Consider the following 21,266-nt stretch of genomic DNA (forward strand, 5'->3'; position numbering starts at 1 on the left):
GAGCCGGGAGGGCCTGCCGTCTTCGGCGGTCCTCCAGGCGGCAACATGAAGACCCTCGTCTTCGAGACCGACGACCTGAACCGGCGGCGGCTTGAGGCCGGGATCCGCGCCCGTGGCCACAGCGTCACTTCCTACCTCGACGCGGACGCCGCCTGGGAGGCCTACGCGGCCGAAGGCCATCCCCTGCTGATCATAGACGGCGTTGAGCCCCACGGGCTTACCCTCTGCCGCCGCATTCGCGCTTCGCCAAACGGCGGGCGCAGCGTGATCCTGGCCTGCGGTCTCAGCCGCCGGCCGGCAGAGCTTGAGGGGGCTTTATTGGCAGGAGCGGACGACCTCCTTCCCAAGCCCGCCGACGCGGGAACACTGGACGCCCGGCTCGCCGTCGCCGAAGCGAGAGTCCGTCACCTCAAGGCACACGCGGGGACGGAGCACGCGCTCCGACGGCTACAGAAAGCCTTGGAGGCCCTGCCCCTGGGAGTGACGATCTCCGATACTCGGGGCACCATCCTCTACTTGAATCCGTCTGAGGCGGAGATGCACGGCTACCGGGTGGAGGAGCTGCTGGGCGAGAACCTGCGCATCCTGTCCCCGCCGGAGGCTTGGAAGGCGATGACTCCCGCGGAGCTAGGGCAGGTAAGGAAGTGGAAGCGCGAGCACTTCCGCCGACGTAAGGACGGGAGCCTCTTTCTCGTGGAGCTCCTGTCCGATGTGGTAACGGACGCGGGCGGGAATCCCGTGGGGATGGTGACCCTTTGCGAGGACATCACCGAACGCCGGCGCGCTGAGCAGGCCCTGCGCGAGAGCGAAGAGCGCTATATCTTGGCCGTACGGGGTGCCAACGACGGGCTCTGGGACTGGAACCTCAAGACCGACGAAGTGGACCTCTCTCCGCGCTGGAAGGAGATGCTCGGCTACGAGGAAGAGGAGATCGGGAGGTCGGCGCTGGAGTGGGTGAGCCGGATCCATCCCGACGACGTGGAGCGCGTGAAGGCCAAGATGGCTGCCCACCTCAGCCAGCGCACGCCTCGTTTCGAGGACGAGCACCGGATGCGCGGGAAGGACGGCAGCTATCGGTGGGTGCTCGTTCGTGGCTACGCCGTGCGCGACGCCGAGGGACGTCCCTACCGCATGACCGGCGCGCAAACCGATGTAACCGACCGGCGGACCTACGACCCCCTGACCGGGTTGCCCAATCGGGCACTCTTCATGGAGCGGCTCTCCCAAGCCGTGGCCCGATCCCGGCGTGGGAGCGCCGCCCTCTTCGCCGTGCTCTTCATCGACCTCGATCGCTTCAAAGCGGTGAACGACACCCTAGGCCACTTGGCGGGGGACCAGCTCCTGGTTGCGGTGGGCCGTCGACTCGAGGCCTGTCTTCGGCCGGGGGATGCGGTGGGCCGGTTCGGGGGAGACGAGTTCGCAATTCTGGTCGAGCCGATCAAAGACGTCAGCGATGCCACCCGGGTGGCCGAGCGCGTGCTGAGGGAGTTGGCCCGGCCCCACACTATCGAGGGGCGGGAGGTCGTCAGCTCAGCAAGCGTGGGCATCGCCTTGTCCGTCACCGGGTACGAGGGTGCGGACGACATCCTGCGGGATGCCGACGCCGCCATGTCCCGGGCCAAAGCGCTCGGCCGCGGCCGCTTCGAGCTGTTCGATGAGACGATGCGGGAACGCGCGATTGGGTTGCTGCAGCTCGAAGGGGATCTGCGTCGGGCAATCGAGCGCGGCGAGCTCCGGGTGGACTACCAGCCCATCGTGTCCCTGGCCAGCAAGCGCCTGGACGGCTTCGAGGCCCTCCTTCGCTGGCAGCATCCGGAACGGGGCCTCTTGCTGCCGGCAGACTTCCTCCCCTTGGCGGAGACGACGGGGCTAATCGTCCCCATCGGAATCTGGGTCCTGCGTGAGGCCTGCGCTCGCGCCCAGAGTTGGGGTTCGGAGATTCCGCTGACCGTGAACGTCAACGTCTCTGCGCGTCAGCTCGCGAACCCGGAGTTCGTGCGGGTGGTCCGCGGGATCCTGGCGGAGACGGGACTGTCACCCACGTGCCTGAGACTCGAGATCTCGGAGGAGGTCTTCTTGGACGGAGTCTCCACGGTTCTCGGGGACCTTCACCTCTTGGGCGTACGCCTCGGCCTCGACGACTTTGGCACCGGGCGGTCCACCCTGGCCTCCTTGCGCCACTCTCCGGTGGACACCCTCAAGCTCGACCGCTCCTTCGTGACGCAGCTGGGAGCCGACGAAGAGGGTGGGGCTCTCGTCCGCGGGATCCTGGGCCTCGCCCATGGCCTTGGGCTCAGCGTGGTGGCGGAGGGAGTCGAGAACGGCGCGCAGGCGGCCCGCCTAACCGCACTCGACTGCGAGGCCGGCCAGGGCCACTACTTCTCGCGGCCGGTGGACGCCGAAGCGGCGGGGGGGATGGTGGCCGCGATTCCCCGGCTCCGCGTGGCCCCCGGGGAGCCCCCCTCCAGACCGGTAGATGGGGCCGCCCCGGGCAGCCCGCGGTAGGGAGGACGGGGAGCCTTGCGGAGGCCCGCACGCGAAGCTGCGGCCTGAGTTCCAGTTGACCGAAAAGGAGGATTCCGAGGCCCACTTCGATGCTGGCTTTGGCGGAAGAGCCGTAGACGGCAAGGGAGCGTTGTCGGCGGCGTCCCTCTTCACGGCTCAGGCCGACTAGGACTTGCGCGTTGCTCCGGGGAGGGGGTGTCGGGGACGGCATATCCCGAGTGCCCGCCGAGAGCTTGGGTGGGTAGGCCACGGTTAACGTTCGGGGGGGGCCTGGCGGGACGGGGCTTCACCCGCGCGCCTGCCGGGGCCGGGGCGGAGACTCAGGGCGGAAAGGGCGAATGAAGCAAAGGGTGATCAGACGTCCGCCTCCAGAGCGTCGGAGGACCCGAGCCGAGCAGGTAGCGCAGAAGCCGCCCCACCGGCGGATATTCGTCGGCATTCACCGACCCCTGGTACGCGCCCTCGAGCTGCTCAGCCCGGAGTCCGAGCGGGTGGGGTCGAGCTGGCGCCGGTTCCTGCGCCTCCTTGCCCCCGGCCGCAAGGAGTTCGAGGCTCTCGAGGCCATCGCGGAGCTGGACACCAAGGCGCGCTATCGGGAGCTCAAGTCGGCGAAGTACGAGCCCTTCATTGAGGCCGTGCGTCGACGCGGCCAAGCTCTCGCCGTCCAGGGGGTGCCCGAGGATCAGGCGGTGGCCGCCCTCGCTCTCTACCTCGAAAGCGCCTTGTCCCATCTTCTCGAGCGGACCCAGGACAAGGCGCTGCCCCTTTCCCTGGTCCGTCTCACATCTGCCATCCAGCGTTTCGTGCTCGCGGGCTACGCGCACGGGCGGGTGACGGGTTGGCAGCGGGCCGACGACCAGGAACGGCTTCGGCTGTCTCGTGACCTTCACGACGAGGTTGGGGCCGACCTGGTGGTGCTTAAGCTCTACATCGAGATGATCGCCCTTGAGTTGAAGAAGGGGAGTGTCGAGCGGATCGGCCCGAAGCTCGAGGAAGCTCTCGCCCTCATTGCCCACGCCTTGGAGTCCGTGCGGAGACTCACCCTCGACTTGGGCCCCGCCGTGCTCGAACAGATCGGCTTTCTGCCTGCGATCAAGCTATACTGCCGGCAACTCGGGGCTCGGACAGGAATCAGCGTGCAGGTGAGAGACGCCGGCCTGCCGAAGTGGATGCCGTCGAGCCATGAAACCGCCCTCTACCGCGTCCTCCAGGGAGCCCTCTCCAATGTGGTCAAGCACGCGCGCGCCCGAGACGTCAAGGTCAGCATCGGGGGGATGGGGCAAACGGTGGTCGTGATGATCATCGAGGACAACGGCGTGGGTTTCAGCGCGAGTCGCAACCCTCCCCAGGGGGCATTTGGCCTGGCGGCGATGCGCGACCGGATCGAGAGCTTGGGCGGCCGGCTCCACGTAGAGTCCCGGCCCGCGCGACGCACAGGGACCCGGATCGAGATCGACCTTCCCCTGAAAGCGGCTCCGTAGGATGAACGAGACGATCCGGGTGCTCATCTGCGAAGACCACGCCCTCTTCCGCGAGGGGTTGAGGGCAATCCTCCGCGACCACACTCATATTGAGATCGTGGGCGATGCGACCACCGGCCGGGAAGCGGTCGAAAAGACGAAACGTCTGCGCCCGGACGTGGTCCTCATGGACCTGGAGATGCCCGAGATGAGCGGCTTGGAGGCCACTCGTCGCATTCGGCAAGCAGACGCCCGCGTCAAGGTGCTCGTGCTTACGCTCTACGACGACGAGGAGGTGGTCGCTCGGTGCCTGGACGCGGGAGCCGCGGGCTACGTTTTGAAGGATGGCCCCTCAGAGCAGCTCCTTCTGGCCATGGAGGCCGTCCACAAAGGACAGCGCTACCTGAGTCCGGCTGTGCTCACGAAGGTCGTCGACTATTCAAGAAAGAAGGGGAGGACCCGGACCCGCTATGACGTCCTGACCCCTCGCGAGCGGGAGGTCTTGAAGCTGCTAGCCGACGGCCATCCCACGAAGGAGATCGCGGCCCGGCTCGATCTGAGCGTGAAGACGGCGGACGTCCACAAGACCAACCTGATGCGCAAACTTGACATCCACGACCGGGCCGGGCTCGTGAAATATGCAATCCAGAGGAAGCTGATCCGCGTGCCCATCTTTGACGAGGGAGCGTGAGGGCCGGATCGTGACACCGGTCAGCATGCGTGCGTCTCGCCGTGCCTGCAAGGCGTGGGGTCCCGCCGGGCTTGTTTCTTGGGGAGTGCGGCACACCGGCAGCTTCTGGGGGTTTGGTTTGCCCAGGTGGAGCTTGGGCTGAGGGAACGGCTCCCACGCCGCTCGTCCCCCGGCCTTCTCAACTCATCGCGTAGAGGGCCAGGCCCCCTCGGGGCGCTCCATACCCTTTTCAGTCTTTGCTAAGCAATTGAAACGCCGAGGCATAGCGGACTCTCCAGTCGGGTCTACTCTTGTCGAGAGGCTCCAAGCCCCAGTATTTCCAAGGCCAGCTGACTCTTAGGGATTGATCGCCATCGTGGATCTCTTCCATCAAATCGTCGACCGGCTTCCAGCCCAGATCCTTTGCAACCTTCGTTCGCACGTCAAGGTCGACTCCCGAGACGAAGAGGTATCCACCCGGGTCCACCAAGCGGGCGAGGTTACGAAGGCATCGTTCTGCGGCCATGGGCTCCATGTGGCAAAGAAACCGGTTGGCCACCACGAGATCCTGCTGGCCCAGAGTATCGACAATCCCGGGATCGAAGGCATCCCCAACATGCCACGCGATCCCTTCTTTGATCCAAGGCTTGACTCTCAATTGGTGCCCATCTCTGTCAAACACCTTCTCCACCTCATCTTCGGTCATGCGGTCAAGAATCGCCTCGTGCACCAATTTAGAAACGCCGAAGGAATAGACTCCTTCTCGGGCCGCCTCCACGACGTCTCTTGAAATATCCATTGCCTGCATGACCACTTTCATCGAGGGCTGGGACGAACGGACCGCCGACATGATCGAGTAGACCTCGGCCCCATTGCTGCAGGCCACCACGGCCATTCTCAGGGAGGAATGCCCGCCGTGGGGACGCGCGAGACGGCAGATCAATTCCAGCTCGGGGCGGTTCCTGAAGAAGAAGGTCCCGTGATACTGCGTTCGATTACCCTGTAGACGAACCAAGGTGTTCATCAGGCGACCATAGGCCTGTGCCGGACCAAGGGTTGTCAAGGATTGCGGGAGACGCCCCCAAGACCATTCACCAAAACGCAGATAGGCGCCGGTCGGGGATTTTCCAAGGACCTTCAGTCTGGTCATTCTTTCCAACGAGTGTTGGATCATTTGGCTCCTTTCGGGCGCGGGGGGCCGCCGGACGACCGGGGCCGTCCTAACCCTGCTGTCAGAGACGGTCTGCGACCCGGCCTTGGGCAATGTGGGGCTCCTTCGAAAGGCCCCTCCCTGGGCACCGAGAAGCGCCCTCCCAGAAAGGGAAGAGGGCCCTGGGGGCACGCCCGGCCGGAGGGAGGGGCCGGGAGGGCAACGTTCGTCGGGAGCGGCTCGAATCGCACTCGAGAAGCCCTCCGTCTTAGGCATTACCGACGCTCGCAGAGCCGTCTAAGACATCGTGGAAGATATGCCTGTACTGCTCATCCAGCGCACCCCGATTCTCCTCTGCCTTCCTCTTGACCGAAGACTTGAAGGCCTCGGCATTGGCCGCGAGGGCGCCGAATCGTTGTCTTAGTCTTGGGACCTCGAGCTCGGCGACGTCCTCGCAGTAATCCGCCAATCCCATCCCTGCCATCAACGAGCGGACCTTCTCGTGGTAGGAAAGGGCAAGAACGGGCTTGTTGAGCATGAGGGCCAGAAGAATGTTGTGAAAGCGGGTAGCGACAACCATGTCGGTCTGCGCGAGCTGCGTCCAGAGCTCCTCGGGGGAGTCTACCGAAGCGTTGACGATGGTACCGGGTTCAGCTAGGAGACCTTTCTCCTGCAGGATTCTGAAGGCATCATCCCGGGCACGCCGGTCGTAGGCCAAATCGCCAATCAGAAGGCGCACCGCGTACCCATTGCTTAGCAACCAGGCCGCAAATTCGGCCAGCGTCTGGATGTAGTGTCGATAGATGTTGATTCCCTGCTCAGGGCTGCAGTCCTGGCCGTAGTAGTCCATGAGGCCCAGACCGATGAGGGGACGGTTGCCGTTCTGGTGCGGCAAGGTGGGAATCTCGGACCTTGGGAAGCTGAAGACCAAGTCGGGATAGACGAAGTCGTTGGAGGTATTGAAGCCGATGCTGTGAAGATACTGCTGCGAGAAACGGTCGCGGTAAGACCGATAGTCTGCCAGTGAAATCGCGGCCCTTACGATCCAGCGGCTCAGGGGGCGCTCCAGAGGGCCGCCTCCCACGCTGACAAAAAGCACTTTGGCGCCGCGCATTTTCGCGACGAGTGACCACTTGAGGATTTCGTAGTGCAGGTCAAGAGGGAGTATGCCGAACCCGCCTAGCATTCCGGTTCCCGTCATGATGAGCATGTTGGTGCCCTTGAGGAGGCGGAAGGCCTTGATCCATTCAAGGAACTCGAGTGGTATGCGAATCAGGACTCGCCTGAAGAATCGGATGAGCGGATTGCTGCGACGCGTCGAGGCCTTGGCGGTGAAGACAGGATCATAGCGATATGACATCAGAAACGCGGGGATGCCGTATCGCCGCGACGTGTCTCGTGGCTCTGGACAAACACAGTTGAGGCGTGCATCCGGCAGGTAGCGGCGGGTGTTCTGAATGATCGCCTTCAGGGTGCATTCATTGCCGAGGTTCTGCGTTCCGAAATTGCCGAAGAACGTGATCGTTGGTGGTGGCCTCAGGTTTCGGCGCCCGGGGCCCTGCGCGGAGGGCGCGGGGAGATGGGTGAGCATCCTCCGGGGCCCCATGCTCACTGCCCCCCGTGGCCGGCGGGGGCGGCAACCGGCGTCCGGTGCCGGATAAGCGTCCGGAGAAGGTCTAGGTCGCGCCCGTCGACGAGTCCGAGGGCTACAGAGGCGGCCGTGAAGACGAGCACGCAGAGCGGCACCCCCACAAAGGGCAAGATGGGTGGGAGCATTTGGAAGAGCAGCACCGTCGCCGCCGCGGCTCCGAGGGCGCGCCCCGCGTTAAGCGCCGTCGAGAGCTCAAGGGTTCCGCCGCGCAGGACGATCATGGCTCCGGCAAAGACCACGAACTCGCTAAGGGCAAAGGCGACCACGACCCCGATTCCGCCGTTGCCGAAGCGCTGCTGAAACAGCGGGATCAGCAGAAAATCCAGCGCGGTTCCTACGACCACGCTCGCGACCTTCGCGACGGCCAAGCCGGCTGCGCTCCCGGATGCGTAGACGATGTTTCCGAGCAGGATGTCGATGAAGAGGAGAAAGAGCCCGGGGGCGAAGACCTTGAGAATCATGGCCGCCGGCTCGAATCCGCGGGAGCCGTAAATGAAATCGATGGCGGTTCCCGCGAAGAGGTAGGTGCCGGTCCCAGCCAGGGCGCCGAGCCATAAGAGGGGCCGGAAAGCCGACCTTACCTCCTGCCTGAGCGCCGTTGGGTCCACCGACGCCCGGGCGATGCGGGGGTACGCGGCCGCGCCCAGGATCAAGGCCGGGGCCATGAGCACTCCGAGGATGTTCTTGGCCGCTCCGTACCAGCCGACGGCGGCGACGGGGGCAATTTTGGAGAGAATGATCGCGTCCAAGTAGGGCTGCACGGAGACCGCCGCCGCCATAGCCAGGAGGGGGGGGCCAGCCCCCAGCAGCTCGCGGGCCGTTTCGACAGAGACCCGGAGGGGCAGTGTCCTCATCCGCCCGTAGAGCTTGCCCGCTACCGCGAGTCCCGCTACCCCGGCCACAGCCTGGGCAAGGATCACCCCCGGGATGCCCTGGGCCAGGGCGAGGGCAAGCAGCGTGGCGCAGAGAGCGACGGCCTTGTTGGCGATGGAGACGGTGGCGTCTCGACCCATCTTGTCGCGCGCCCGGAATACCATGCCGTAGCCCTGAGCGAGGAACAACGGCAGGCCGGCGAGGATCAGGAAGACCGCGAGCCACGTCGTGCGCGCGCCGTATCCCAGGGCCCACGCGATGAGTCCCGCCGGGGTGGTGACGATAAGGGTAAAGACGACGCGGAGGACAAGCGCTGTCCCGAGCAGGTCACCTGACCGCAGCGGCTCTCGCGCCACCTGCCGGATGACGAAGTAGGGCTGGCCCCACTCCGCAAACACGTACGCAAACGCGGACATGGTCGTGATGAGGTAATAAATGCCAAAGTCTCCCGGGCCCAATGACCGCCCGAGCGCGGCGCTCAGGACGATCGCGAGCGCGGTCGTGGTCGCCTGCCCGACGACGAGGTAGAAAGCATTCCGGGCGATACCGGTGCTGGACGGGTCCCCCGTTGCCACAGTCTGCCGCTCCTCTTCGTTCATCGATCGCCGATATTCGACAAGCCGACTGGAGGGCGGCGAATCCACTCGGACGCCCGGAGGGTACCCGGACTGAACGGCGGTTGCCTCAGCTGGAGGCGTCGAACAGAGGGCAGGTTTCATCAGAATGCCTTGCAAGGCCCGGGAAACTAGGGGTCAGGGAGACGGACTCTCCTGGGTGATGGGCCGGTCGTCCCCGGCCGCGAACTGCGTGTCGTTCGACGCCGAGGCGCCGAGGCTGGCGACGTTCCCAGCGTCATACCTCTCAATCAGCTGTGGAGGAAAGTGCCGGAGATCGGTGCACCGGAGGTAGTCCCCCATGGTCGTGCCCGTACACGCCGAGTCGACGTTGGTGGCACCCGTTTCCTTCGTTGCATCGTCTAGGTGGACCGTCCTGAAGTCGATGCTGAAGCGCGTGCGGCCCGACATGTTTGGCACGGTGGAGTGGAGGTGTCCAGCCGAGAAGACAACGATGCCGCCAGGCGGGCAGATGGGACGCAGCTGAGGATCGGGTTGCAGAGGCTCGTCCGGCAGGGGCCAATTGCGCGTGTCCGCCTTGACGTGCCGAGCGGCGCTCCACCTGCTCTCTCGATTCCATTCGGCATAGTTGTAGCCCGCGGATCCGTTGCGCACGGGGCGATTCCAGTAATGAACGTGGAAAGCCATCGCGTTTGCGGGCTCGATTTCGTAAATCGGGATCCACCAGTTGATCTGGCACATCGGGGCCGAGTGCCAAGTGTCGCGGTGGGGTGCGAAGGCGTAGGCAATGCCAGCCGTCAGGTATCCCCCGTGGGTCGAGGTCCGCAGCCGGGGCACGTCGAAATAGGTCTTTTCGGGATCGCAGCCAAGCTCGTCGAGTATCCGGGGGAGGAGCTCCTTGCACCTCGGGTGGTGAATGAACTTGGGCTTGAGAGCAGCCAGGATCGCGACGTACTGCTCGACAGGGAGGCTGAACTGCGCAAATTGGGGGTCGAGCGCTCCGAAGGCCTCGGCCGCCAGTTCCCGCGCGAGGCGACAGAGTTCGAGCGAGCTCCAGGTCGGAGAATAAACGAACAACTGCCCACCGTAGAGAGACCGGCGGCGGGCTTCGTCAGACATCTTCGCATCGAAGAAGACCGTGTTCATAACGTTGCCTTCCTAGCTCGCTATTTCAAAGCGCGTGGGCACTGGGAGAAGCGGCGTTCATACAAGCGACTGCGGCAGAGCGCGCCACTGGCGCGACCGGATCCCTCGGCGAATCCGGGCCCGCCGGACCTGGGTGGGCGGCAGTCCCGCGCCTCTGTGCCGTAGCGCCCCCGCCCTCCAGTTGCTCCGCAATCCGGGCGGTTACGTAGTCCGCAAAGGGGAGGGCGCAGGTGAATCCCGGCGATACGGCGTTGAGCACGTGCATGGAGCGATCGTCACCTTCTATTACGAAATCCATCTCCAGCCGCCTCGTCTTCACGTTGAGGAGCTGGGCGCGGATACCGGCCCGGCCCCAGGTCCGGAAGCGGCCCTCGGACACGCCGTCGACCAGTCGGGAGGCGAGGCTCACCAGACGCATCCTCGAGTATTTCCACATTTCCTCGGCGGCCAGACGGTGGAATCCCCAGTCCGAAGAGAGAAGCAAACCGAGCTGGCGGCGCACTATGTCGCCGCACTCGCCAAGCCGAAAGTTCTTTGTGCCCTGATATTGCTCCCTCCACAGCGCGGGGATGGCGGTCGGCCCGATCTTAGTCCGGCCCTCGGCGGTCACCGTGAAATGCACGCCCAGAAACGGATTCCTCAGATCCGGAACGGGGTACACATTGGTGCGCAATGACCAGTCAGGATTGTCGGCGTAGAGATAGAGGCCCTTAAAGGGCAGCATGCCGTAGGACTCGCCCATCCCGAATGCGCGGGCGACCACGTCAGCATACAACCCGGCTGCGTTGACCACATAGCCCGCCTCGTAGATACCCGTGGAGGTGTGAAGGAGACGCTGGCATTTTCGGAGAAAGCGGGTGCCACAGCGCACGTCCACTCCCTCGACCTGTGCGTCTTTGGCGAGGGCGGTGACCACTTCAGCAGGATGGACCACAGCTGTGGTTGGAGACCAGAGCGCGCGCTCGTAGGTGTTCACTCTTGGCTCGATGCGTTTCGCCTCCCGGGCCGAGATATCGTGCAACTCGATGCCGTTCGCACGCCCCCGCTTCAGCAATTCGTTCATGGCCGGCTGGTCGTTGGCGTCACGGGCGACGACCAGCTTGCCACAGCGGTTGAGTTTCAGATTCTTGTCTCGGCAATAGCCAGCCAGCAGCTGGTTGCCCTGCCGCGTGAAGCGGGCTTTGAGGCTGTCGGGCGTGTAGTAGAACCCGGCGTGCAGTACTCCGCTGTTGCGTCCGCTGGCGTGAGTCCCCACAACCGATTCCTTCTCCAACAAAACCACACGTTGATCACGGAACCGCCGTTTAAGACTCCGCGCGATGCTCAAGCCCACCACGCCCCCGCCAATGACGAGGAAGTCGGTGCAGGTCGTGACAGCAGATGTGTGCTTTCCGGGATGACTCAATGGTCGAGACCTTCCATCTGAACCTTCAGGCCCTTGGTTACAAGCCATTCGTCCTTGACGGCGGGGACTGGCAACCGGCAAGGCTGGTCACGTCTTCGCGCGCGTCGCTGGCCCACCGGACGACCTCCCAAGCGGCGAGAGACTTCTCGCCCGTTGTAAGTTAACAACCCGGGTGGGGCGGTGGCCATTGGGGGACGACGGAAAGTACCGTCGGGAATTCCCCGAAACTTGCGTCCGGGAAGAGAGGGTGCCGACCGCACTCCCGCCGGGCCCGATCGAAACGTCCGGTTGGTCTGGTGTCGCCGCCTCGCTAGATGTAGCACGCCGGTACCCAAGAGTGGCAACGGTGACGTCTTTCAGCGCTTGTCGCGCGCATTGGTATTCCATGGAGGCCAATACATGCGGCGCCTGTCTGGATGGCACGGCGTTTGCTCAGCCCTTTGGGGTGCGGGACTTTGTCACCACGAGGGCGTGGGCTGGGCGGGCGGATCGAGAGCCAAGTGCCCGGGCTGCCAAGCCGACTGGCCGAGCCGGCGCGCGTTTCGTCGCCGGGAGTGGCGGGAGTGTGCTCCTCCTGTCGATGCGCCGGCTCTCCGACCTTGTCGGCTTCTGCCTGCAATACGAGTTCGAGGATGTTGTCGCCGAGGTCACGGGAGCCGACCGGGTTGATGTCGGCGACCGCCGGGCACTAGAGCTCTCTAGGCGGGTATATAAGCTCGCGCGATTCGCAACGGGATCCCGGCGCTTCGCCCGCGCGTGCGCGCCCCGGCCCGCAACCGTGAGGCTTGAGCGGGACTACGACCTCTTCTTTCCTGTCTTCAACCACGCTCACGAGCTGTTCGCACTGGCCACCATCCCCGACTGGCGCCGACGCTGCCGCGTGGCCGCCTGCTTCATCAACGAGCTTTGGCCGCATCTCCTGCCCGGCTACTTGCTAGAGCTGCTCGCGGAATTCGATCACGTCTTCGTAGGGGCCCATCACGTTGTCAGCGAAGTCGCCCGGATCGTGGGACGCCCCTGCAGCTACCTCCCGGCGGCGGCCGACGTACTCCGGTTCTCGCCCTTCCCCGAGGCGACCCCGCGGGTCATCGACGTGTGCAACATCGGGCGGCGATCATCGGTCACGCATGGAGCGCTCCTGAGCCTCGCCCGCGACCGTCGGATCTTCTACTACTACGACACCGTGGCCGCGAGCGGCGACGGCGAGAAGCAGCGCACGTTCCACGTCGATGATGCTGGCGAGCACCGTGTCCTTCTCGCCAGTCTCCTTCAACGAAGTCGGTATTTCATCGCCAACCGGGGCCGCGTGAACGAACCTGAGCTGATGATGGGGGGAGACGAGGTCCCCGGGCGATTTTATGAGGGGGCGGCCGCAGGAGCGGTCATGCTCGGGGAGCCGCCGCGCACCGAGGAGTTCGAGAGGCAGTTCGGTTGGCCCGGCGCCCTGATCCCGCTGCCCTTCGACTCGCCTGATGTGGGCCGCGTCTTGGTCGAGCTCGACGGGGATCCGCAGCGACTAGAGAGGATTCGGCGAGACAACGCCCGCAATGCCGCGCTGCGGCACGACTGGGTTTATCGCCTCCGTACTGTGTTCGAGACCGTGGGTATCCCACCGACGGGGGCCATGCTCGCCCGCGAGAGACGACTGCAGGCGGTCGCCACCCTGGCCCTGGCGGTGCCGGCTGATGAGGATCGGGTCCGCGGGGCGTCGCCGTAACGCTTTCGACCCGGGCGAGTTCTTGGCTGCAAGTGAAACTGGCCCAGGAGCTTGGGGGGCGGCCGTCTGGTGCAGCCCCGCCTGCCGGTGGTGGGTTTCAGGGATTCCCGGATCCCGGTTTCAGCGACCCCCCGCTTGAGGCGCTCCGCCCGCGCTCGTAACTTGGCTCTGTACAGATGAGCATCATTACCGCGCACCAGACCGACCGGCTTGGCCCGCGAACCACGGGCGATAGCATCACATGTCACAGGCAGGAGGCTGCTCCCATGAACGTCGGTGAGCCTAAAAAGGGGCTACGCCAGTACCGCAGGATGGGACCGCTACTCGGCGTTGTCCTCGTCGTCCCCCTTATCGGGGTCATGGCGATGGCCGCCGGGCCTATCGCGTCCTCCAGCTTTGTCGGCGTGGAGGATCCGCTCTCCGAGGGGGGTACATGGGTGGCGCTCACGTCCCTCTCGCCCAACGGCGGTCAGTTCCAGAAGGTCAACGGAGCCTTCCCCGACCGCTTCGGGCCCGATCACGCAGGTGCCCGCACCACCGCGGCCGTCCCCGCCGACCATTATTCGGAAATCGTCGTCGGGCATGTCGGAAATGTCATCAACTACATTAACAACGTGGGGCCGATGGTTCGCGTCCAGACGTCCGGGTCGGCGATGGACAGCCACTATCTGTGGTGGGCAAGCGGAACGAACGGGCTCAACTACCTGTATCGCGTTGACGCCAATGGAACGAGCTACACCGCGTCTCCGATCCTCTCATCTTCGCCCGTCGTCGATGGAGACAGGCTTCGACTCATAGCGCGCGGCCCCGTGATATATGGCCTCAAGAACGGGGTGCGCGACTTCATCTACAACTCCGGGCCGAGCACCCCGCGATATTCCACCGGCACGGCCGGGATGCTGGCGTATACGGCCGGCCCGTCCCTGACGGACGCGACGATCGCATCGTGGTCCTGCAGTAGCGCCCCCGTCTCCTCCGGGACGTGGGCCTCCTCGAACTTCATGGGGGCGGAGGATCCCCTGGACGAGGGAGACCGCTGGTATCCACTGCCAAGCTACTCGGGGTTCAGAAAGGCGGGCGGTCTTGCCATCGGCAAGGACTCGGGTCACAACGCCTCGGGCGTGTGGAGCATCGCGCCGCTCGCTCAGCAGTATTCAGAGGTCACGTTGGGCACAGTAGCGCAAGGCGGTGGCGGGCCCATAGTGCGGGTCGACCGCACGAACCCTGGACAAACAGGATGGCTGCTGTTCCTCGCCGCGGATAACCCGAGCCTCTCGGGTATCTACAAGATGAGCCCAGACGGGAGCTTCACCGCGGCCCTGCTCTTCACTCCCCTCATCGTCTCCGGAGACAAGTGGCGGCTGACCGCCAATGGCAACACCCTCGAAGTCTTCCAGAATGGCGTGTCCCAGTTCGCATACACGACCGACGGTTCCTATCCCGCGGGCGACGTTGGGATCGAGGCCTATACCCAGTCGTTCACTTTCGCGGGCTGGGAAGGCGGGACCGCGGCGCCGGACACCCAGCCACCCACGGCGCCGGGCGCCTTGACGGCGGCCGCGGCCAGCAGCAGTCAGATCAACCTCCTCTGGACGGCGGCCACGGACGACGTGGCGGTGACGGGCTACCTCGTGGAGCGCTGTCAGGGTGTCGCCTGTACTGCCTTTGCGCAGATCGGGACCGCGACGGGCACGATGTATACCGACGGGGGGCTGGCCGCGAACACGAGTTACAGCTACCGCGTGCGGGCGACAGACGCCGCTGGGAACCTCGGGCCTTACTCCAATGTGGCGAGCGCCACGACGCTGCTCTTCTAGGGCTGACGGGGTGGGACCCTAGGCGACCGGTGCGGTGAGCGACGGGGATCGACGCCGCCTGGCGCCGCTGCAACTCTTGGCGTTCAAGGGCGGGATGGTGTTACCGACCCTCGCTGAGCCATCTCCGGCGGTCTGGGCTGGAGCCCCGAGGCCCCCAACGAATCCGTTTCCCGGACGGCGGCACACCTCCCAGGCCCTACGGCCTGCCTGATCCCTGTTTCAGGGATTCCCCGATCGCGGTTTCGGCGACCCTCCGCTTGAAGCTCTCCCTCGCTCCTCCTAACTTCGGAGAGACGGGCAGCGTACGCAGGGGGCTGGAGCGAGATGCGAATCCGGATTCCACTTGAGGGGAACATGACCATCGAGGACAAGGACCTTTCGACCTCGAGACCGTCGTCGCATGTGTGTACCAACGTGCACAGACACCGGGCCTCTTTTATCCGTCGTGGGCGGCAAGGGAGGGAGGTTCGGCACCTATGAGCAGGGGTGGTCTTTCCGCTGTCGTCCTTGCGGGCACGCATCACTGGAGTGGCTCCAGCTTTGAGAAGCTTGCGCCGCGTCCCCTCGTTCCGGTGGCGCTAGAGCCCCTCATCTCCTACTCCCTCCGCTGGCTCTGCCAGGGGGGAGTGAGTCCCGCCACGATCTGTGCGAACGGCACCTCGCGCGCCATCGAAGCCGCGTTCGGCGGCGGCGCGGAGCTGAATATGGAGCTCAGCTATTACCACGACGGCACGCCCCGCGGCGCGGCGGGGTGCGTTCGTGACGCGGGACTGCGCACGGAATCGGAGACCCTCGTGATCGTCGACGGTACCGCGATTCCGACCGTGGACCTTGCGGAGCTCCTCGCCTCCCACGACGAGTCGGGGGCCGCGGTGACCGCAGTGGTCCACCGCGAATTCTTCCCCTCCGCCCCTCCGAGCCCGGGTGGAGTGTACGTGTTCGAGCGACGAGTGCTCGACCACATCCCCGAGACCGGGTTTCAGGATATCAAGGAGAACCTGATCCCGAAGCTGCACCGCGCTGGGGAGCGTGTGGTCGCTCACGAGACGGGCCGCTTTTGCCCCCACGTCCTGAACGCCCAGACCTACATGGCCGTGAACCAGTGGATGTTGCAGCGGCTGGCCGAGAAGGGTCGAGATCACGGGGACGAGTCGCTCGTGCACCCAAGCGCATGGGTCGAGCAGGGGGCGCTCCTCGTGGGGCCCGTGCAGGTTGGTGCGCGGGCGCGCATCCAGGCCGGGGCCACGATCGTGGGGCCCACGAGCATTGGCGCGGAGTCCACCGTGGGCCGCAGCGCTCTTGTCGCCCGCTCGGCGGTGTGGAGCGGCTGCACGGTGGGGGAGGGCGCAGTCGTTCACGGCTGTATCGTGGGGGATGGCGCGGTGGTTCCCCCCGTGGCGCGGCTCTTCAACAATGTGGTCGGTCCCGAGGAGCGGTCCGAGGCGGGTCCGATGCTCGCGTCTCTGGGACGGCGTGCTAACCGGGCGGGTTCGACCGCGGCCTACGCGGGCCCCGCGGTCTCTTAGGCGCCTTTCAGCGTTCCCCTCCGAACGCCTGGCGGAATCCAAGAGGTCGACTTGAAGGCCTTCGCAATTCTTCTCGACTCACGACCAGGCTACCTGCAAGGTGCTCGCGGGCCGGCCTCGCTCCTCCTGGCCCCGCTCGGGCCGGCTACGATGCTGGGCTATTTGAGCGAGTACTTGGCGTCGATGGGTCACTCCAACGTCACCATCGCCACTGATTTCCCGCCCGCGCCCGACTACGAGCAGCGCATCAAGGACTCCGGGGCTCGGGTCGACGCGATCGTCCCCATCCGTGAGCTCGCGGCCCGGATCGCCGACTACGAGCCCTCGGACTGGCTGTTGCTCATAGACCCGCGGTGCTTTCCTTCGACGGGCCTTGAGCCCAACGCCCTGATGCCGGAGAACGACTCCGGTCCCCTGCGGGTGCGCCATCTAGTCGCCCTCGAGGCTCACCCCGGTGGCACAACCGAGCGTGTTCAGCTCGACGCGGATGGCACGGTCCGCCGCATCCAACGCTATTACGACTCCGCTACTTGGGTGTTCACTTCGGGGGTCGCTTGCTCCCTCTTACCCGTCTCGTGCACGAGCGGAGAGAGCGATCTGCCGTTCGGGTCCCTGGGCGATCTCCGTCGCACCCTTGCCGAACGCGGGGTACCCAGCAACGATGTCCCTATCTTAGGGGGAGCGTTTGACCTCTCGCAGGAGCGCGATCTGCTCGGCCTCTCCGAGCGGGTGGTGCTCGACTATTTCTCTCGGCGTCGGCCGACGGACGATGGTTGGCTCGAGGTCGGGCCGGGGTGCCAGATCCACCCCTCGGCGCGCCTGCTGGGCCCCATCGTCCTGCAGGACGGAGCGGTGATCGGCCCCGACGTGACGGTCGTCGGGCCGGCGGTCATTGGGGCCGGAGCGCGGGTGGAGAGGGATGCCCTGGTGGCGCAGTGCGTGGTCGGACCGGGCTCGGTTGTCGCTCCCGGCTTGAGCCTACGCCACCGAGCTGTCTTCGGGGCCACCAGCGAGGCGGGGTTGGCGGCGACTCCAACCCCGCGACACGAGCCGACCACAGCGACGAGCATCGAGCGTTCCGAGGTGCAAGTCAAGAGGCGCCGCTCGTCGGCCAGCTATGCCTACCTCAAGGCCGCGTTCGACCTGACCGCCTCCGCCCTGGGTCTCCTCCTGCTGAGCCCCCTCCTTGTCGTAACCGCCGTCCTCATTAAGCTCGAGTCGCGGGGGCCGGTCTTCTACCGCCACCGACGCGAGGGCAAGGGAGGACGCATCTTCGAGTGCTTGAAGTTCCGGACCATGTTCGCAGGGGCGGATGCCCAGCAGCGCGGGCTCTTGTCTCAGAACCAAGTGGACGGGCCCCAGTTCAAGCTAGACCAGGACCCGAGGGTCACTCGCCTCGGACGTGCCCTGCGCGCGCTGAACCTGGACGAGCTGCCCCAGCTCATCAACGTGCTCTTGCTCGAGATGAGCCTCGTGGGCCCCCGGCCCTCGCCCTTCCGTGAGAACCAGCTATGCGTCCCCTGGCGGCATGGGCGACTGTCCGTGCGCCCTGGCATCACCGGGCTCTGGCAGGTCTGCCGGCAGCGCCGGTCGCAGGGCGACTTCCACCAGTGGATTTACTTCGACTTGCTCTATGTCCGGCACCTGTCGTTCCTCGTCGACCTGAAGATCCTTGCCGCCACGGTCCTGACCCTGGGCGGTCAGTGGCCGATCCCGCTTTCGTGGATCGTCTCGCCCCGCCATCTGGAGGAGCAGCGTTGATCATTGCCTGTGCCCCGGTCGATTGTGACGCCTGCGAATTGAGCTTCGCGTCGCTCAATCCTGCAAGATCGAAGGAGCGCATGAAAAACAGCCACGGCGTCGGCAGCTCTCTCTCGAGGACGTCCGAGGTTCGGAAGCGCAAACCTGTTTGCCTTTACTCTCCAGCGCCTCGCGGCCAAGGAGCCGCGGCTCGGGCCCTGCCGAGCGGTAGCGGTCAGGGACGCTGGAGGGAGCGGGCGCACCGGAGGCTCGGACGTCCTGGACAGAGAGACGAGACGGAACGGGAGCCCTGAGCTGTCGGGCGGCCTTCAAGCCGGCGGGCGCCGGCAGCCGCCTGGGGGCACCGCAGGGGACGACTGATGTTTGCTCGAGGTTCAGGACCTGCAGAGGGCAGGACCAAACCGAAGGGGGCGAAGCCTTGCTGACGGAAGCTGCGGCCTGTCTCGAACTCGCTGACACGGGCGCCGCCCTTGTGTCTCAACCACTGGGGCTCTCCCTGGCCGCCAAGCCTTGGCACGTGCTGTGGACCCACAGCCACTGTGAGGAGATGGTCTACGACCAACTCACGGTCAGACGGTTTCACCCCTTCCTGCCCAAGATCGGTGTGTGGTCCGTGCGGGCCGGCCGGGGCCGGCTGGTGAGCGCCCCAATGTTCCCCGGCTACTTGTTCCTGAACGACTCCCTCGACAAGGCCGCCCACATCGAGGTCCGCAAGGCTCGGGGCTTGGTGCGCATCCTAGGGGAGCGGTGGGACCGCCCGGCGGTGGTGCCGGAGGCGGAGATTGAGGCTATCCGCCGGCTGGCTGTCTCGGGTGAGCCTGTCTTTCCCCATCCCTACCTCCGCGAAGGCCAGCGGGCGCGCATCGTCTCGGGTCCGTTGGCAGAGCTGGAGGGCATCCTGTTGAGGATGCGCCCAGAGAAGGGCCTCCTGGTGCTGTCCGTGCATATGCTTCAGCGCAGCGTCGCCGTCGAGGTGGAATGCGCACAAGTGGTGCCCGCCTGACGACGCTGCGTGCGGAGCAGGCCCATCCGGCTCTTTCCTCGGGTTGGAGAACCTGTCACCGGTCAGGGGCCGGTAGCGGGCGGTCGTCCGGGTTGTCATCCCTCAGTAGTTGACGGGGGTGAACCCGGTGCCGCCGTAGGCGAAGGAGACGGTCGTGCCCGTCGTCGATTGCTTGATGAACCAGAGCCCGCTCACCTCGTGATAGACGGCGATGTCCGCCTTCCCGTCTCCGTCGTAGTCTGCGGGCACGGGGGTGTAGGCCGACCCGCCGAAGCCCTGCACGATGTCCGGGCCCCCGCCCGACGGCCGGATGTACCAGAGGCCGCTCGCGGGGTGGAAGACGGCGAGGTCGGCCTTGCCATCGCCGTCATAGTCGCGGGGCACGGGCACGAACCCGGGGCCGCCGAAGCCGGTGGTGGTGACGGCTCCGGTCGAGGACTGCTGGATGAACCAGAGACCGCTGGCCTGGTGGTAGACGGCCAGGTCCGTCTTTCCGTCTCCGTCGTAATCCTTCGGCACCGGGGCGTAACCAGTGCCCCCGAACCCGACGTTCCCCGTGGTGAGCGTCGTACTCTTGTTGATGTACCAGAGCCCGCTCGCCTGATGGTAGACGGCGAAATCCGTTTGTTGGTCCCCATCGTAGTCGGCGGGAACCGGTGTGAAGCCGGGGCCCCCGAAGCCGTAGGAGTAAGTCGTGCCCGTCGAGGACTTCCGGATGAACCACAGCCCAGAGCTCTGTTGGTAGACGGCCAGGTCCGCGTGACCATCCCAATCGAAGTCGCCCGAGAGGGGCGTGTACCCCGTGCCTCCGAGGCTCACCGAGAAAGTCGATTCCGTCGACGATTGCCGGACGTACCAGAGCCCGTTGGCTTGGTGGTAGACGGTGGGGTCTGCGCGGAGGTCGTTGTCGAAGTCGGCCCCCCCCTGACCCAGGCGGGAGCCGGGCGGCTTGTCACCGACAGAGACGGGCTGGGTCGAGTTTCCCCAGGGATTGCTCGCCCCGTCCAGGGCGTGGACATAGGACTGGAGATACGAGTTGGTGGTGGCGCCGCTCAGCTTCTGGAGGGAGCGAACCGGGAACTGGATCTCGAGACTAGCGCCCCTGGGCAGGGCCCAGGGCCCCGGGTGTGCAGGATCGGCAGAATCCAGGGTCCAGCCGTAGGTCCCCATGCTCAGGGCCTGCGGGCAGCCGGTCACGATCTGGGTGGTCACACCCGTCGGGCTCGTGGAGAAGCAGGAGACGGGGTGCCCGGCGCTGATCTCAAGCTGGGTGGACGGCGGGAGCACCACCTCCACGTGGACCGTTGGCCCCGCGCAGGCATTGCCTACCGAGCTCACGACCACCCGGGAGTAGTAGACGTCACCGGCCCGGGGGAAGGTGACGTCCGTGGTACCGACGTAGCCGACGTGCTGGCTGGTCAATTGCTCCACCGCCCCCGTGGTGCAATTCGAGTGCGAGGTAAAGACAGTTGTGCCCTCCTGCCACGCCCTCGCCGGGGGGACGTAAGTGTCGACGATGGTCCCCGTGCCTTGACCCTTCGCCAAGGTGGCGCCCGTGGGCCCGCTCAGGTTGACGAAGAAGGTCTCGTTTGGCTCGGGGAGGGTGTCTCCCATGACCTGGACGGTGAGGGTCTGTGTCGTGGTTCCAGGAGAGAAGGAGAGGTTTCCGGCGGTGGCCACATAGTCGGTCCCGGCGGTGGCCGTGCCGTCCGCGGTCGCGTAAGCGACCGTGACCGTCTGGCTGCTGGCCGAGGAGAGGGTCACCGTGAAGACCGCGTTGACCGTACCTGTGTTGGGCTCGGTGACCGAGACGTCATTGATGGAGAGCGTGGGCGGGGGGGCGTTGGAGACGGTGACCGTGACGGGCGAGGAGGTTGCGGTGTTGTTCGCGGTATCCCGGGCCACCGCGGTCAGGGTGTGGGCGCCGTTGGCCACTCCGGCCGTGGCCCAGAGGATGGAGTAGGGCGAAGTCGTGACCTCCGCTCCCAGGTTCGCGCCATCCAGCTT

General features: G+C 65.6%; 14 protein-coding genes and 1 pseudogene. 8 read left to right on the forward strand and 7 right to left on the reverse strand.

Annotated features, from left to right (window positions below):
* Positions 1-45 precede the first annotated feature (45 nt).
* The 3 genes from VN461_16125 (at position 46) to VN461_16135 (ending at position 4,656) form a co-directional block, all read left to right on the forward strand.
* Complete coding sequence (locus VN461_16125; GenBank protein HXB56304.1) at positions 46-2,505, forward strand: EAL domain-containing protein; 2,460 nt, start codon at positions 46-48, stop codon at positions 2,503-2,505.
* Positions 2,506-2,855: 350 nt separating this feature from the next.
* Entirely contained in the window at positions 2,856-3,986 is a 1,131-nt protein-coding gene (locus tag VN461_16130) for a sensor histidine kinase (GenBank protein ID HXB56305.1), read from the forward strand.
* Position 3,987: 1 nt separating this feature from the next.
* Positions 3,988-4,656: a response regulator transcription factor gene (locus VN461_16135; GenBank protein ID HXB56306.1), complete on the forward strand. Its 669-nt coding sequence runs from the start codon at positions 3,988-3,990 to the stop codon at positions 4,654-4,656.
* Between the two features lie 229 nt (positions 4,657-4,885).
* Here the strand turns inward: VN461_16135 and VN461_16140 are convergent, their stop codons facing one another.
* From VN461_16140 to lhgO, 5 genes are all read right to left on the reverse strand, one after another.
* Positions 4,886-5,785 carry a CheR family methyltransferase gene (locus VN461_16140; protein HXB56307.1) on the reverse strand — a complete coding sequence of 300 codons (900 nt, stop codon included), beginning with the start codon at positions 5,783-5,785 and terminating at the stop codon, positions 4,886-4,888.
* A 268-nt stretch (positions 5,786-6,053) separates the two neighbouring features.
* On the reverse strand, positions 6,054-7,376 hold the full coding sequence (locus tag VN461_16145; GenBank protein ID HXB56308.1) for a polysaccharide pyruvyl transferase family protein: 1,323 nt from the start codon (positions 7,374-7,376) through the stop codon (positions 6,054-6,056).
* A gap of 17 nt (positions 7,377-7,393) precedes the next feature.
* The gene (locus tag VN461_16150) at positions 7,394-8,884 is read right to left on the reverse strand and encodes an oligosaccharide flippase family protein (GenBank protein ID HXB56309.1); all 1,491 of its coding nucleotides are present in this window, start codon (positions 8,882-8,884) and stop codon (positions 7,394-7,396) included.
* A 177-nt stretch (positions 8,885-9,061) separates the two neighbouring features.
* Positions 9,062-10,030, reverse strand: coding sequence for a hypothetical protein (locus VN461_16155; protein ID HXB56310.1), 969 nt, complete (start codon positions 10,028-10,030; stop codon positions 9,062-9,064).
* Between the two features lie 25 nt (positions 10,031-10,055).
* Entirely contained in the window at positions 10,056-11,435 is a 1,380-nt protein-coding gene (gene lhgO, locus VN461_16160) for an L-2-hydroxyglutarate oxidase (protein ID HXB56311.1), read from the reverse strand.
* Between the two features lie 565 nt (positions 11,436-12,000).
* Between lhgO and VN461_16165 the strand changes: the two genes are divergently transcribed.
* The 5 genes from VN461_16165 (at position 12,001) to VN461_16185 (ending at position 19,259) form a co-directional block, all read left to right on the forward strand.
* On the forward strand, positions 12,001-13,152 hold the full coding sequence (locus VN461_16165; GenBank protein HXB56312.1) for a glycosyltransferase: 1,152 nt from the start codon (positions 12,001-12,003) through the stop codon (positions 13,150-13,152).
* Between the two features lie 266 nt (positions 13,153-13,418).
* Positions 13,419-14,969, forward strand: coding sequence for a fibronectin type III domain-containing protein (locus VN461_16170; GenBank protein ID HXB56313.1), 1,551 nt, complete (start codon positions 13,419-13,421; stop codon positions 14,967-14,969).
* A gap of 476 nt (positions 14,970-15,445) precedes the next feature.
* Positions 15,446-16,495 carry an NDP-sugar synthase gene (locus VN461_16175; GenBank protein ID HXB56314.1) on the forward strand — a complete coding sequence of 350 codons (1,050 nt, stop codon included), beginning with the start codon at positions 15,446-15,448 and terminating at the stop codon, positions 16,493-16,495.
* A gap of 51 nt (positions 16,496-16,546) precedes the next feature.
* On the forward strand, positions 16,547-18,256 hold the full coding sequence (locus VN461_16180) for a sugar transferase (protein ID HXB56315.1): 1,710 nt from the start codon (positions 16,547-16,549) through the stop codon (positions 18,254-18,256).
* Positions 18,257-18,674: 418 nt separating this feature from the next.
* Complete coding sequence (locus VN461_16185; GenBank protein ID HXB56316.1) at positions 18,675-19,259, forward strand: transcription termination/antitermination NusG family protein; 585 nt, start codon at positions 18,675-18,677, stop codon at positions 19,257-19,259.
* Between the two features lie 102 nt (positions 19,260-19,361).
* Here the strand turns inward: VN461_16185 and VN461_16190 are convergent, their stop codons facing one another.
* Together VN461_16190 and VN461_16195 are read right to left on the reverse strand one after the other, a co-directional pair.
* The gene (locus VN461_16190) at positions 19,362-20,429 is read right to left on the reverse strand and encodes a VCBS repeat-containing protein (protein HXB56317.1); all 1,068 of its coding nucleotides are present in this window, start codon (positions 20,427-20,429) and stop codon (positions 19,362-19,364) included.
* A gap of 342 nt (positions 20,430-20,771) precedes the next feature.
* Positions 20,772-21,110: pseudogene (locus tag VN461_16195) on the reverse strand (Calx-beta domain-containing protein).
* Positions 21,111-21,266: the final 156 nt, after the last annotated feature.

It is taken from the genome of Vicinamibacteria bacterium, from assembly GCA_035570235.1.
Classification (GTDB): Bacteria; Acidobacteriota; Vicinamibacteria; order Fen-336; family Fen-336; genus DATMML01.

What these genes read in the sequence shown, in the direction of transcription:
- VN461_16140 (HXB56307.1), bottom strand. Translation starts at nt 5,785, where the DNA reads ATGACCAGACTGAAGGTCCTTGGAAAATCCCCGACCGGCGCCTATCTG.
- VN461_16135 (HXB56306.1), top strand. Translation starts at nt 3,988, where the DNA reads ATGAACGAGACGATCCGGGTGCTCATCTGCGAAGACCACGCCCTCTTC.
- VN461_16170 (HXB56313.1), top strand. Translation starts at nt 13,419, where the DNA reads ATGAACGTCGGTGAGCCTAAAAAGGGGCTACGCCAGTACCGCAGGATG.
- VN461_16175 (HXB56314.1), top strand. Translation starts at nt 15,446, where the DNA reads ATGAGCAGGGGTGGTCTTTCCGCTGTCGTCCTTGCGGGCACGCATCAC.
- VN461_16190 (HXB56317.1), bottom strand. Translation starts at nt 20,429, where the DNA reads ATGGGGACCTACGGCTGGACCCTGGATTCTGCCGATCCTGCACACCCG.
- VN461_16155 (HXB56310.1), bottom strand. Translation starts at nt 10,030, where the DNA reads ATGAACACGGTCTTCTTCGATGCGAAGATGTCTGACGAAGCCCGCCGC.
- VN461_16125 (HXB56304.1), top strand. Translation starts at nt 46, where the DNA reads ATGAAGACCCTCGTCTTCGAGACCGACGACCTGAACCGGCGGCGGCTT.
- VN461_16145 (HXB56308.1), bottom strand. Translation starts at nt 7,376, where the DNA reads ATGCTCACCCATCTCCCCGCGCCCTCCGCGCAGGGCCCCGGGCGCCGA.